At 70.2% G+C, this 12,470-nt stretch carries 14 protein-coding genes; 6 read left to right on the forward strand and 8 right to left on the reverse strand.

What is annotated here, in order from left to right; translation table 11 throughout:
- The first annotated feature begins 36 nt into the window (after positions 1 to 36).
- Both ACFWV3_RS12250 and ACFWV3_RS12255 read left to right on the forward strand, forming a co-directional pair.
- Positions 37 to 603 (forward strand): class I SAM-dependent methyltransferase, encoded by a 567-nt coding sequence (locus tag ACFWV3_RS12250; RefSeq protein WP_382411146.1) that lies wholly within the window; start codon positions 37 to 39, stop codon positions 601 to 603.
- Positions 600 to 1,667, forward strand: a complete 1,068-nt coding sequence (locus ACFWV3_RS12255; RefSeq protein WP_382411147.1) for a DUF1684 domain-containing protein — start codon at positions 600 to 602, stop codon at positions 1,665 to 1,667. Before ACFWV3_RS12250 ends, ACFWV3_RS12255 begins: the two co-directional genes overlap by 4 nt.
- Here ACFWV3_RS12255 and ACFWV3_RS12260 read toward each other — a convergent pair.
- Positions 1,664 to 2,731, reverse strand: coding sequence for an ROK family transcriptional regulator (locus ACFWV3_RS12260; RefSeq protein WP_382411148.1), 1,068 nt, complete (start codon positions 2,729 to 2,731; stop codon positions 1,664 to 1,666). The two genes, ACFWV3_RS12255 and ACFWV3_RS12260, sit on opposite strands and share 4 nt — an antisense overlap.
- Before the next feature lie 87 nt (positions 2,732 to 2,818).
- Between ACFWV3_RS12260 and ACFWV3_RS12265 the strand changes: the two genes are divergently transcribed.
- A complete protein-coding gene (locus ACFWV3_RS12265) occupies positions 2,819 to 4,024 on the forward strand; it encodes a YbiU family protein (protein WP_382411149.1) in 1,206 nt (401 codons plus the stop codon).
- A gap of 14 nt (positions 4,025 to 4,038) precedes the next feature.
- Here the strand turns inward: ACFWV3_RS12265 and ACFWV3_RS12270 are convergent, their stop codons facing one another.
- Positions 4,039 to 4,788 (reverse strand): SDR family NAD(P)-dependent oxidoreductase, encoded by a 750-nt coding sequence (locus ACFWV3_RS12270; RefSeq protein ID WP_382411150.1) that lies wholly within the window; start codon positions 4,786 to 4,788, stop codon positions 4,039 to 4,041.
- Between the two features lie 123 nt (positions 4,789 to 4,911).
- Between ACFWV3_RS12270 and ACFWV3_RS12275 the strand changes: the two genes are divergently transcribed.
- Positions 4,912 to 5,814 (forward strand): LysR family transcriptional regulator, encoded by a 903-nt coding sequence (locus ACFWV3_RS12275; protein WP_382411151.1) that lies wholly within the window; start codon positions 4,912 to 4,914, stop codon positions 5,812 to 5,814.
- Positions 5,815 to 5,842: 28 nt separating this feature from the next.
- Here the strand turns inward: ACFWV3_RS12275 and ACFWV3_RS12280 are convergent, their stop codons facing one another.
- From ACFWV3_RS12280 to ACFWV3_RS12305, 6 genes are read right to left on the reverse strand one after another with little or no spacing between them, the layout of a single operon-like run.
- Positions 5,843 to 7,093 carry a sensor histidine kinase gene (locus ACFWV3_RS12280; protein ID WP_382411152.1) on the reverse strand — a complete coding sequence of 417 codons (1,251 nt, stop codon included), beginning with the start codon at positions 7,091 to 7,093 and terminating at the stop codon, positions 5,843 to 5,845.
- Positions 7,090 to 7,785 carry a response regulator transcription factor gene (locus tag ACFWV3_RS12285; protein ID WP_382411153.1) on the reverse strand — a complete coding sequence of 232 codons (696 nt, stop codon included), beginning with the start codon at positions 7,783 to 7,785 and terminating at the stop codon, positions 7,090 to 7,092. The genes ACFWV3_RS12280 and ACFWV3_RS12285 overlap by 4 nt, the downstream gene beginning before the upstream one ends.
- A complete protein-coding gene (locus ACFWV3_RS12290; RefSeq protein WP_382411154.1) occupies positions 7,785 to 8,282 on the reverse strand; it encodes a hypothetical protein in 498 nt (165 codons plus the stop codon). Before ACFWV3_RS12290 ends, ACFWV3_RS12285 begins: the two co-directional genes overlap by 1 nt.
- Positions 8,283 to 8,294: 12 nt before the next feature.
- Positions 8,295 to 9,485, reverse strand: a complete 1,191-nt coding sequence (locus ACFWV3_RS12295; protein ID WP_382411155.1) for an ABC transporter permease — start codon at positions 9,483 to 9,485, stop codon at positions 8,295 to 8,297.
- Complete coding sequence (locus ACFWV3_RS12300) at positions 9,482 to 10,162, reverse strand: ABC transporter ATP-binding protein (protein ID WP_382411156.1); 681 nt, start codon at positions 10,160 to 10,162, stop codon at positions 9,482 to 9,484. Before ACFWV3_RS12300 ends, ACFWV3_RS12295 begins: the two co-directional genes overlap by 4 nt.
- Positions 10,159 to 11,277, reverse strand: a complete 1,119-nt coding sequence (locus ACFWV3_RS12305; protein ID WP_382411157.1) for an efflux RND transporter periplasmic adaptor subunit — start codon at positions 11,275 to 11,277, stop codon at positions 10,159 to 10,161. Before ACFWV3_RS12305 ends, ACFWV3_RS12300 begins: the two co-directional genes overlap by 4 nt.
- 143 nt (positions 11,278 to 11,420) lie before the next feature.
- Here ACFWV3_RS12305 and ACFWV3_RS12310 point away from each other — a divergent pair, with 143 nt between their 5' ends.
- Both ACFWV3_RS12310 and ACFWV3_RS12315 read left to right on the forward strand, forming a co-directional pair.
- Entirely contained in the window at positions 11,421 to 12,269 is an 849-nt protein-coding gene (locus ACFWV3_RS12310) for a helix-turn-helix domain-containing protein (RefSeq protein WP_382411158.1), read from the forward strand.
- Complete coding sequence (locus tag ACFWV3_RS12315; RefSeq protein WP_382411159.1) at positions 12,244 to 12,417, forward strand: DUF397 domain-containing protein; 174 nt, start codon at positions 12,244 to 12,246, stop codon at positions 12,415 to 12,417. Before ACFWV3_RS12310 ends, ACFWV3_RS12315 begins: the two co-directional genes overlap by 26 nt.
- Positions 12,418 to 12,470 lie beyond the last annotated feature (53 nt).

Here is a 12,470-nt window from a genome sequence, read left to right on the forward strand (position 1 = left end):
CGTGCACCTGGCGCACGGCCGACCTACGTTGGGCCCATGAGCGAACACGGACATGGCCACGGCCACGGTCATGGGCACGGGCACCGCCCGGTGCACTCCGATCTGTACACGGCGCTGCTGGCCGAGCACACCTCCGCCGAGCCCGGCCCCCGCCACGTCGTCGACCTGGGCGCCGGTGCGGGCGCGGGCACGTTCGCCCTGCTGAGCCGGTTCCCGGAAGCGCGGGTCACCGCCGTCGACGTCTCGGTCGAAGACCTCCAGCGCCTCCACGACCGGGCGTGCGAGCTGGGACTCGCCGATCGCGTCCGCACGGTCCAGGCCGACCTCGACGCCGGCTGGCCGGATCTCGGCACCGCGGACCTCCTGTGGGCGTCCGGCTCGCTGCACCACCTGGCCGACCCCGGCCAGGTCCTGCGCAAGATCCACGACGTGCTGGCACCCGGTGGCGTGGTCCTCCTCGTGGAGAAGGCCGTGCACGACGGGCTGCACGGTGGCGACTGGGCTCCGATGCTGACCGAGGCCGGCTTCACCGTGGCGGCGGACCGCACCCTCCGCGACAACGGCCTGCAGGTGGTTCTGGCGCGTCGGGAAGGCGGGAAATGAACCACGACGAGTTCCGCGAGGCCCGATGGGCCGAGATCGCCGGACCGAACGGCAAGGCGACCATCGTCGCCAGGGGCAAGGTCGCCGGCCCCGAACCGCAGACCCTGACCGGGATCCCGGGGGAGTGGCACGTCGACGGCCAGGGCGCCCTCCGGCACACCATCGACGGCGTCACCACCGAGGTCGACGGCGCCCTGCACCTGCCGGACGGACGCGTGGCCTTCGCGGGCGGCGCCGACGGCTTCTACGGCGTGGTCGTCATGGACCACCAGGCGCTGGACCGCTCCGGCCTCACGGGCATCGACACCTACCCCCACGACCCGAGCTGGGTCTTCGAGGGCGAGATCCGCGCCGCACCCGAGCGCAGCATCGACGTCGAACACCTGACGTCACCCCGCCACACCGAACCCGTCCAGGCCCCCGTCGACCTGGTCGTCACGATCAACGGCACCGAACACGTGCTCGCGGTCGTGGAAACCATGCCGGACCAACGACTCGTCATCTTCACGGACGAGACCAACGGCAGCGGGACGCCGGACATCGGCCGCTGGCTGAACCTGCCGCTGGCCGACCCCGGCACCAAGATCACCGTCGACTTCAACCAGGCGACCCTCTCGCACCACCACGTGTCGCCGTCGGTCTTCACCTGTCCGCTGTCCCCACCCGGAAACCACCTCCCGATGCGAGTCGAAGCAGGAGAACGCGCGCTCATGTACGACCTCAAGGCCAAGGCCGCCGGCTACCTCCGCCACCTCGAGAACCGGGAGTGGTCCGCAGCGCGGGCGATGTGCGCCGAGACCGCCACCGTCTGGCACAACGACGGCAAGGGCGACTCGACGATCCAGGAGAACATCGCCGGCATGGCCGCGCAGATCGAGCCGATCGAGTCGATGCGCTACGACATCACGCGGCAGTTCGACCAGCCCGGCGAGGTGTTGCAGCAGCACGTCGTGAACGTCGCGATGAAGGACGGCGGGCAGTTCCGGCTGGACGCCGCCGTGTACTTCCGGTTCGAGGACGGGCTGATCACCCGGATCGAGGAGTACGCCTGCATGCCCGCCTAACGCGAGGCCTCCACGAGCGCCGCCCTCAGCCTGTCGAGGGCGGCCGCTCGCGCTCCCACCAACGACGGTTCCGCCACCGACGCCGCCACCACGGAAACCTGACGCGGCAACGAAGAACACTCCGCGCGGATCGCGTCCAGCAACGCCGGCCCCCACGACCCGCCGACCACCACGACCTCGGGGTCCGCGAGCGTCACGAGCCCCATGACCACCCCGCCGACCGCCCGCGCCAGCACGCCGGAGTCCGCGCGCAGCAACCGTGAGACGTCGATCGCCGTGGTGCCGGACTGTCGCAGTCCCAGTTCGCCGAACACCTCGATGAACGGCACCGCGCCCGACGGCCCGGTCGTGATCAGGTGCGAGATCTCCCCGGCCAGCCCCGAATGCCCGCGCCGCACCTCGCCGTCGGACACGACCGCGCACCCCAGTCCCTCGGCCAGGTACAGGTAGGCGAAGTCGGCGACGCCCAGGAACGCGTGCTCGGCCTGCGCCGCCCAGTTCACGTCGTTGTCGACGACCACCGGGCCGCGCACCCACGGCGACAGCACCGCCACCGGGTCGAGATCGCCCACCAGGAACGGCGAGTCCGGCAGGTGCACGAGCCGGCCGGTTCGCCGGTCAACCGGGTCGGCCGCGCTCACCGTGCACAGCCGGACGTGGTGTCCGGCAACGGTTTCCTCGGCGACCGACGGCAGGACCGACGCCACGTCACCAGGTCCGGAGATCGCGCGGTGCGTCCGCGAGACCTCGTCCCCGTACGCGTCGACGACGAGAGCCGTCACGCCGTCGGGCGCGATCGTGATCACCAGCCCGACGCCCACGTCCTCGGCCAGGCCGTAGAACGAGCCGACGCGTCCCTTGCCGCGGCCGCCGGGGGTGCGTTCGCCGGTGTCGGCGACCAGGCCGGACGAGACCAGGCGGCGGACGCTCTCGCTCACGGTCGGCTTCGACAGGCCCGTCTCCACCGCCAGCTCGGCCCTGGTCAGGCGCCGGGCGGACATCAACGAGCGCAGCACGTGCTCGTCGGAGATCGAGCGCAGCAGCTCCTGGGACGGCCGGGTCACGGCCGCCATTCTAGTTAGGGGCCTTGCCCAGAACGGGGCGACACGCTTACAGTTCCAAGTTAGGAGGCCTTACTGGAAGGAGTCGACGTGCTGCCGAACTGGGAGACCACGCCCGCTGACCTGCCGAAAGCCGTGCGGGAGGTGAAGCAGGCGATCCGCGCGAACATCGAGGCGTCCGGACGGAGCGTCGAGGAGGTGTTCGCCGTCGTCGAGGAGCGGATCCAGCGCGAGGTCGACGACATCCGGGCGCGCGGCAACGACGTCTGGCCGGTCCTCGACTACGCCGACATCGAAGCCGGCACCGCCCCGACGGACGAGCTGACGAGGCGCGGCTGCCTGGTCGTGCGGAACCACTTCGACCACGAGCAGGCCGTGAAGTGGGACAAGTCCATTGTGGACTACGTCGAGGGCAACCACTTCTTCGAGGACTACCGCGGCCCCGGCGACGACTTCTTCGGCAGCGTCGGCTCGAAGCCCGAGATCTACCCGATCTACTGGTCACCCGCGCAGGACGAGGCGCGCAAGCACGAACGCATGGCCACCGTGCAGCGGTTCCTGAACAGCGTCTGGAAGAGCGACGGCTGGTTCGACCCCGACCGCGACGTCCACTACCCGGACCGCATCCGCCGCCGCCCGCCCGGCGCGAGCTCCAACGGGCTCGGCACCCACCTCGACCCCGGCACGCTCGACCTGTGGATGACGGCCGAGTACCAGCAGGCGTTCCGGCACCTGTTCGACGGCACGCCGGAGCAGTACGACCCCTGGGACGCCGCCCACCGCACCACCGGCCCGCAGTACCCCGGCACCACCATGTGCTCGGTGTTCCGCACCTTCCAGGGCTGGACGGCGCTGTCGGACATGAAGCGCGACCAGGGCGTCCTGCACACCGTCCCGATCCCCGGTGCCATGGCGTACCTGATGCTGCGCCCGCTGCTCGACGACGTCCCGGACGACGACATGTGCGGCGTGACCGTCAACCAGGTCTTCCCGGTCAGCACCAAGTACCACGAGCTGCTGACGCAGGCGCTCAGCGGCATCCCGGACATCCGCGCCGGCGACTCCGTCTGGTGGCACTGCGACATGATCCACAGCGTCGCGCCCGTCGAGGACCAGCAGGGCTGGAGCAACGTCCTGTACATCCCGGCCGCGCCCTGGTGCGCCCGCAACGAGCGCTACGCCGAGGAGATCCAGCGCGCCCACGCCGCCGGGGACAGCCCGAGCGACTTCCCCGACGAGAACTACGAACGGGCCTGGCCCGACCGGTCACGTCCCCAGGCCTTCGAAAGCGCCTGACATTGTTCGCGGAACTACACCTGGGCCATTCCTCCGTCGACGCAGAGTTCCGCGCCGGTCATGAAACTGCTTTCGTCCGACGCCAGGAACAGTGCCGCGCCGGCGAGCTCCTCGGGACGTCCGAGGCGGCCCAGGGGGACGTGCGTGGCCATTTGGGCGCGCAGCGCCGCCGGGTCCTGCCCGAAGTACTCGGCCTGCCCGTCGATGATGGCGGTGTCGAACGGCCCCGGGGTGAGCACGTTGACCCGCAGACCTCTGCCGCCGAACTCGGCTGCCCACACGCGCGCGTAGGAGCGCACCGCCGCCTTCGCCGCGCTGTAGGCGCTCGATCCGGGCAGTCCCTTGAACCCCTGGATGGAACTGACCAGGACGATCGAGCCGGTGGCCGGCATGAGCGGCAGGAGCGTCTGGACGGTGAACAGCGTGCCGCGGGCGTTGAGGTCGAACGTGCGGTCGAAGTGGTCCTCCGTCACCGCGCCGAAATCGGCCCGCTCGATCATGCCCGCGTTGGCGACGAGCACGTCGAGCCGCCCGCTCCGGCTCCTGATGGTCTCGGCGAGCTCGTCGAGATCGCTCGGCGACGTGGAGTCCGCGACCACGGTCGTGACTCCTTCTCCGATAGAAGCCGCGGCTTCTTCGAGAACCTCCTTCCGGCGGCCCGTGATGTAGACGTGGGCACCTTCGGCCGCGAATTTCTCGGCAATTGCCAGGCCGAGACCTGCTCCGCCGCCCGTGACCAGAGCGACTTTGTCGGCGAGACGCATCGGTTCTCCGTTTTCCTCGCATGATTCGTGCGATTCAGAAGGTACGCACGACACCGATATAGACGCAAAGAGTCGACTGCTATGATTTGCATAGAAGGTTTCTATGTAGCGAGGCGGCATCCGGTGAACTTGCGGCAGTACGAGTACGCCCTGACGGTGGCCGAAGAGGGCAGCATCACCGCGGCGGCCGAACGGCTGGGGATCGCGCAGCCGTCGTTGTCCCAGCAGATCGGCACCCTGGAGAAGCAGGTGGGGGTGCGCCTGTTCACGCGCACCCCGCAGGGAATGGCGCCGACGGCGGCAGGCCGGGCCTTCCTGGCGGAGGCGGAGATCGCCACCACCGCGTCCCGGCGCGCGCTCACCGCCGCCCGCTCCGCCGACGCGGACCTCACGGGAGAGCTGGTCATCGCCGCCTACCTGGGCCTCGGGACCCACCGGCTGCCGCGTGCGCTCGGCGAGCTGCGCCGCCGTCATCCCCGGCTGGAGGTGACGATCCACGAGGAGCCCGACCCGGCGGAGATGGAGCGGCTCGCCCGCCAGGGCACGCTCGACCTGGTGCTGGTGCACGAGGTCCCGCCGGGATGCCTCTTCGACGTCCACCCGCTGGGCAGGGAGTCCTACGTCGCCGTGCTGCCGGACGGCCACCCGCTCCTGCGCCGGGACGAGCCGCTGCTCCTGGAGGACCTGGCGGCCGAGGGATGGGTGCGCTACCGCCGCACCAGCAAGCTCGACGAGCACCTGGCGCGCCTGCTCGCCGACCGCGGCCTCGCCCCGCGCACGGTCGGCAGGGCCACCCAGATCTCCACCGCGGTGCGGCTCGCCGCGGAGGGACTCGGCGTCACGGTCGCGCCGTCCTCCGCGATCCCCGACGGCTGCGCGCACCTGACCCGCCCGCTCCGGCCCGTCCTCTCGGAACCGGTGGTCGCGGGCGTGCGCCGGTCGCCGGGCCGGGCCGAGATGGCCTTGCTGGACCAGCTGGTCCGGCAGGACTGGTCCAGCGCCGGCGACAGCGCGTCCCAGCGCTGAGCACTACGAACGAGCCTGGCCCGACCGGTCACGGCCCCAGCGCCACCCGGAACACCGCGCCCTCACCCGGCGCGGTGTCCAGCTCGATCCGCCACCCGTGCGCCGCGACCAGCGCCGCCACGATCGCGAGCCCCAGCCCCGTCCCGCCGGGTCCGCGCGCCGGATCGACCCGGTAGAACCGCTCGAACACCCGCGCGGCCTGCTCGGCGGTCATCCCCGGACCGTGGTCGGTCACCGAGAACCCCTCGTCGGACAGCCGTACCTCGATCGGCGACCCGGCCGGAGTGTGGAGCAAAGCGTTGTCGACCAGGTTCGTCAGCACCTGCCGCACCCGCGCCTCGTCCGCCTGCACCACCACGGGCCCGGCGGGCAGCTCCACCGACACCACGCGCGAAGGATCCCGCAACCGTGCCTCGACCACGGCGTCGTTGACCGGCACGACCAGGTCCACAGTGGACAGCACGAGCGGCTGCTCGGAGTCGAGCCGCGCCAGCTGCAACAGGTCGTCGACCAGCAACCCCATCCGCGAAGCGTGGTCCTCGATCCGCTTCAGCACCTCGGCGGCGTCAGTGGCCGCGCCCTGCCGATAAAGCTCCGCATAGCCCCGGATCGACGTCAACGGCGTGCGCAGCTCGTGCGACGCGTCCGCCACGAACTGCCGCATCCGGCCCTCCGACCGCACCCGCGCCGCGAACGACTGCTCGATCTGCCCCAGCATCGTGTTCAACGCCGACGCGAGCCGCCCCACCTCGGAACCCGGCCGCCGCACCGGCACCCGTCGGGAGAGATCACCGGCCGCGATCTCCCCGGCGACCTGCTCGACCTCCTCCAACGCCCGCGTCGAGGCTCTGACCAGCGCGTACCCGGCCATCCCGACCAGGATCAACGCGCCCAGGCTGATCAGCAGGAACGCCAGCCGCAGGTCGTCCACCGCCCGGTCGACCTCCGACTGGTCCACCGCCGCGACCAGCTCGTCGCCGTCGAGCGACCGCATCACGACCCGCAACGACCCGATGGTCACGTGCTCGCCGGGGGTGAGGGACCCGAACGCCGGCAGCCCCGCGATCGGCGTCCCGGCGAGCACCCCGGACTCGTCGCGCAGCACCATGTTGTCCCGTACCGGCAACGACCTCGGCAGCGACACCGCGCGGTCCAGCCGGGCGTCGAGCTGATGCAGCAGGTAGTTCTCCATCACCTTGGACCCGATCAGCCACGTGCCGACCAGGCCCGCGGCCACCAGGGCCACGAGCACGACCACCAGCCGCACGCGCAACGTCATGGGCGGATCATGTACCCGATCCCGCGCACGGTGTGGATCAACCGGGACTCGGCCGTGTCCACCTTGCGCCGCAGGTAGGAGATGTACGACTCGACCACCCCGGCGTCGCCGTCGAAGTCGTGCGACCACACCTGGTCGAGGATCTGCGCCTTCGACAGCACCCGCCCGCTGTTGCGCATCAGGTAGTGCAGCAACCGGAACTCCGTCGGCGACAGCTCCACCACCCGCGACCCGCGCCGCACCACGTGACTCTCCACGTCCAGCGACAGGTCGCCGCACGTCAGCAGCTCGCTGTCGGACCGGCCGGGCAGGGTGCGCCGCAGCACCGCCGTCACCCGCGCGATGACCTCCTCCAGGCTGAACGGCTTGGTGATGTACCCGTCGCCGCCGACCGTCAGCCCGGTGATGCGGTCCTCCGTGCCGTCGCGCGCCGTCAGGTACAGCACCGGCACCCGCACGCCGTCCGACCGCAGCCGCCGCACCACCTCGAACCCGTCCCGGTCGGGCAGCATCACGTCCAGCAGCACCAGGTCCGGGGTGTCGGAGCGGGCCGCGGCCAGCGCCTCGCCGCCGGTCGCCGCGCTGGACACGGCGAACCCCGCGAACCGCAGGCTCGCGCACAGCAGCTCGCGGATGCTGGGTTCGTCCTCGACGACGAGCAACCGGCCGCGTTCCACCCGGGAATCCTGCATCAGCCGGTCGTCGGCCGCTGGGTGATCGTCTGCCCGGTCACGGTGCCGTCCTGGCCCGCCTGGCCCTGCACGACGACCTGCTGCCCGTCCTTGAGGTCGGTGAGCTTGCCCTCGGACGTGACCTCCACCTTCGTCGAGTCCGAGGTGGTCACCTTGACGACCTTGCCGTTCTGCGTCTTCACGTACACGGTCGTGCCGTCGACGTGGTCGATCGTGCCGACGGTGCCGCGCCCGCCGAAGTTGCCGCCGTTGGGCCGCTGCTGGGCGCCGGAGGGCGGTGTGCCGTTGCCGCCGGGGAACTGGCGTCCGGCGGCGTTCTGGCGGGCCGGGGTCTGCGTGGAGCCGAAGGACTTCTGCACGAACACCCCGCCGACGAACGCGACGATCGCCAGCACGGCGACACCGAGGATGACCGTGGTCTTGCCGAACCCCGCCTTGCGTTCCTTGAGCTGCGCCGAGAGGTCGTTCTCGAGCGGCTGGTCGAGTGGGTTGGTCACGTCAGGAGCTCCTTATTCGTGCCGGAGGGCTTCGATGGGGCGCAGCTTGGCCGCGCGGGAAGCCGGGTAGCTGCCGAAGAACAGGCCGATCAACGCCGACACCGCGAACGCGAGCAGCACCGACGACGGCACGACCACGGGCTGGATGCCGGCGATGGTGAACTGGCTGCCGACCATCCCCGCGGCGACCCCCAGCGCACCGCCGAACAGGCTCAGCAGCGTCGCCTCGATCAGGAACTGGCCGAGGATCGACGACCGCGGCGCGCCCACGGCCTTGCGGATGCCGATCTCGCGGATCCGCTCGGTGACCGTGACCAGCATGATGTTCGTGATGCCGATCCCGCCCACCAGCAACGAGATAGCCGCCACCGACGCCAGCAGCACGGTGAACGTCTCGGTCGTCGCGGTGCGCGCGGTGAGCAGCTGGTCCTGGCTGAGGATGCGGTAGTCGGCGGTGTTCGTGATCTTGTGCCGGCCGTTGAGGATCGTCGTCACCTGGGCCTGCGCGTTCGGCAACGCGTCCGCCGACTGCGCCTGCACGACGATCTGGGTCAGGCTGCCGTAGCCGGTCAACGCGTTCTGCGTCGTCGTCAACGGCGCCACGGCCAGGTCGTCCGCGTCCTGCAACCCGCTGGACCCCTTGGCCGCCAGCACTCCCACGACGGTGAACGGGATGTTGTTGACCAGCATGGCCTTCCCGACCGGGTCGGTGCCGGGGAAGAGGTCCGCGGCCACGGTCGAGCCGATCACCACGACCTTGCGCGCCTGCTCGACGTCGTTGGCGGAGAACAGGTTCCCCTGCGCGACCGAGCTGTTCGTGGTGGTGAAGTAGTTCGGGTCGGAGCCGATGAACTGCCCGATGTCGTGCGTCGTGTCGCCGTACCCGGCCGTCGCCTGCGCCGAGACCACCGGTGACGCGTACTTGACGTCGGGGGAGTCCTGGCCGACCAGCGCCGCCGCGTCCGCCGTGGTCAGCGGCTTCGCCGTGCCGCCGGGCTGGGCGCGCTGCGGGCTGATCGTCAGGATGTTCGTGCCGAGCCCGGCGATGCTCTGCTGCACCGCGCTCGACGCGCCGTTGCCGACCGCGATCAGCAGGATCACCGACGCGACACCGATCAGGATGCCCAGCGTCGTGAGCCCGGACCGCATCTTGTTCGCCGTCAGGCCGCGCACGGCGAAGGCGGCGATCTCGAAGAGCCTCACACCAGCACCCCCGCCACCGTTCCGTCCACCACGCGCACGGTCCGCATGGCGTGGGCGGCGACCTCGTCCTCGTGCGTGATCAGCACGACCGTGCGCCCGCTGGCGCTGAGCCGGTCGAGGATGCCCATCACCTCACGGCTGGAGTCCGTGTCGAGGTTTCCCGTCGGCTCGTCCGCCAGCACGATCGCCGGGGACGTCACGAGAGCCCGCGCGATCGCGACCCGTTGCTGCTGGCCGCCCGACAGTTCGTTGGGCCGGTGGTGCGTGCGGTCCTTGAGACCGACCAGATCGAGCGCGGCCAACGCGCGCTCGCGACGTTGTGCACGTCGAACTCCCGCGTACACCAGCGGGAGTTCGACGTTGGCGAGTGCCGTAGTGCGCGGCACCAGGTTGAAGGACTGGAAGACGAAACCGATCTTCCTGTTGCGCAGCAACGAGAGCTGCTCCTCGTCGAACTCGCCCGTGTCGATCCCGTCCAGCAGGTACTCGCCGGACGTCGGCACGTCGAGACAGCCGAGGATGTTGAGCAGCGTCGACTTGCCGGAGCCCGACGCGCCCATGATGGCGATGTACTCGCCCTTCTCGACGGTGAGGTCGAGGCCTCGCAACGCGTGCACGGCGGTGTCGCCGGACCCGTAGGTCTTGCGGAGGTCGCGGACCTCGATGACGGGGCTCATCGACCGGTCCCGGTGAACCCGCCGCCGTTGCGCTGGCCGCCACCGGTGCCGGGGAAGGTCCCGCCCTGCTGCTGCCGGTTCTGGTTCTGGTTGGTCGACGTCGTCACCGGCGGCAGCACGACCTCCTCGCCGACGCTCAGCCCGGACTTGATCTCCACGTACTGGTCGCCGCGCACCCCGACCTCGACGGTCTTGCGGGTCTCCGCGCCGTTCTCCACCACCTGGACGGTGCTGGTGCCGCTGACGGTCTGCACGGCCGCGGCGGGCACGGCGAGGACGTTGGTGGCCCCGGCGACGGTGATCTCGACGCTCGCCGACTGGCCGGGCCGCAACCCGTCCGGCGGCTGGGTCAACGTCAGCGTCACGCCGTACTGCACGACGTTGTTCGCCGTCGTGGGCGTGAGGTCGACCTGCGCGACCTTGGCCTGGATCGGCGTCGACTGCATCGCGTTGACCGTGACGGTCGCGGCCTGGTCGCCCTTGAGCTTGCTGACGTCGGACTCGGACACGTTGGCCTTGAGCACCAGGTTCTTCAGGTCGGTGACGACGACGAACCCGGACGGCGTGGCCGAGGTCGTGCTCGTGCTGGTGGACGCGCTGTTCGAGGCACCGACCTTCTGGCCGACCGACCCGGTGACCGACGTGATCGTGCCGTCGCCCGGCGCGGTGAGCGTGGTGGCGTTCAGGGTGTCCTCGGCCTGCTGGAGCGCGAGCTGCGCCTGCCGGTACGCCGTCAGCAACGCCGTCGTGCCGGTGCCCTTGGCCAGCGCCGCGTCGAGGTTGCCCTGCGCGATGTCGACCTGCAGCTGCGCCTGCGTCGGGTCGAGCTTCGCGAGCGGCTGGCCCTTGGTGACGGCGTCGCCGACCTTGACGTCGATCTCGGTGACCGTGCCGGCCGCCCCGAACGACGCCGCGGCGCTGAACGAGCTCTGCACCGTGCCCGATGCCGTCACCACCTCGCTGACGTCCCGGTTGGCGGCAGCGGCGGTGCGGGCGGCGGTGGGCTGGGCGTTGCCGGAGGAACCGAAGAACACCAGATAACCGGCCACCCCGGCACCGAGGAGCACCACCACCAGCAGCCCGTTGATCACCAGGGATCTGCGACGTCGCGTCATGGACCGGGATCGTCGTCCCCGAGTCTGTGGCCCGGCTGCGAGTTTCCTGGGAGTGCGCTGAAGATCACCGCTGGAGATCACAGCGCCCGTTTTTCACCCGGTTGTGCACCTTTTGCTTTTTCAGCAAGCCCTAGCGTCGAGGAATGGCCACGACCACCCCCTCCACCGCCTACAGCCGGGACCTGGGCGACGAGCTGCGGCGACTGCGCGAGACCTGCACGGAACTGACGGGCGCCGCGCTGTCCGTGCGGCTCGGCTGGGACCCGAGCAAGCTCTCGACGATCGAGACCGGCAAGTACCGCGCCAGCGAGATCGACCTCGTGCAGTACCTGTCCATGTGCGGCAAGGACATCGACTTCTTCGAGGACTTCAAACGCCGGTACCGGTACGCGTTCGAGGAGTACATCGTGCAGGTGTCGGACAACCTGCGGACGCTCGCGATGGCGGAAGCGACAGCCGCGACGATCACGAGCTATGACGCGCAGGCGATGCCCGGGCTGGTGCAGACGCCCGAGTACGCCAAGGGGCTGTACCGGATGGGCGGGTACGTCGCGGAGGAGCGGATCCCGGCAGTGGTGCAGTTCAGGATGGATCGGCAGGCCATCCTGAGGCGGCACGACCGGCCGGACTGCCTGTTCTACGTCCACGAGCACGCGCTGCGGACGCGGGTCGGTGATGACCGGGTCATGGCGGAGCAGTACGCGCGGCTGCTCTTCCGGCAGTTCAGGATTCGGGTCGTCCCGGCGGATGCGGCGTTGGTGGCGAGCAGTTGCGTGCTGTGGGAGTACGAGAAGGCGTTGCCGATCGCGTTCACGTCCACCGACCTGGCGAAGGTGTTCGTGCAGGATCCGGGCGCGATCGCACGGACCCGGCTGCTGTTCGATCGTTTGGCCGAGGTCGCCTTGGATGAGGAACAATCGCGGAGCAAGCTGGCTGAGTACGCTGGCCGACCGCGAGAGGACCTCGATGACGCAGGAACGCGCATGGCGTAAGAGCAGTTACAGCGGTGCGACCGAAGACGACAACTGCGTCGAGGTGTCGCTGGCCGGCGATGCCCTCGTCCGCGACTCGAAGAACCCCTCCGGCGGCGTTCTGACCTTCTCCACGGCCGCCTGGGAAAATTTCCTCGCGAACCGTTGAACCAGCCGCCGTCCCCTCACGTGTACCCGCCGAACGAACGGGAACCGAGGGGA

The sequence above is a fragment of the Lentzea sp. NPDC059081 genome (assembly GCF_042738015.1).
GTDB lineage: Bacteria > Actinomycetota > Actinomycetes > Mycobacteriales > Pseudonocardiaceae > Lentzea.

Coding starts and splice junctions, on each gene's coding strand:
- ACFWV3_RS12270 (WP_382411150.1), bottom strand. CDS start 4,788: ATGCGTCTCGCCGACAAAGTCGCTCTGGTCACGGGCGGCGGAGCAGGT.
- ACFWV3_RS12305 (WP_382411157.1), bottom strand. CDS start 11,277: ATGACGCGACGTCGCAGATCCCTGGTGATCAACGGGCTGCTGGTGGTG.
- ACFWV3_RS12315 (WP_382411159.1), top strand. CDS start 12,244: ATGACGCAGGAACGCGCATGGCGTAAGAGCAGTTACAGCGGTGCGACC.
- ACFWV3_RS12250 (WP_382411146.1), top strand. CDS start 37: ATGAGCGAACACGGACATGGCCACGGCCACGGTCATGGGCACGGGCAC.
- ACFWV3_RS12255 (WP_382411147.1), top strand. CDS start 600: ATGAACCACGACGAGTTCCGCGAGGCCCGATGGGCCGAGATCGCCGGA.
- ACFWV3_RS12285 (WP_382411153.1), bottom strand. CDS start 7,785: ATGCAGGATTCCCGGGTGGAACGCGGCCGGTTGCTCGTCGTCGAGGAC.
- ACFWV3_RS12280 (WP_382411152.1), bottom strand. CDS start 7,093: ATGACGTTGCGCGTGCGGCTGGTGGTCGTGCTCGTGGCCCTGGTGGCC.
- ACFWV3_RS12300 (WP_382411156.1), bottom strand. CDS start 10,162: ATGAGCCCCGTCATCGAGGTCCGCGACCTCCGCAAGACCTACGGGTCC.
- ACFWV3_RS12310 (WP_382411158.1), top strand. CDS start 11,421: ATGGCCACGACCACCCCCTCCACCGCCTACAGCCGGGACCTGGGCGAC.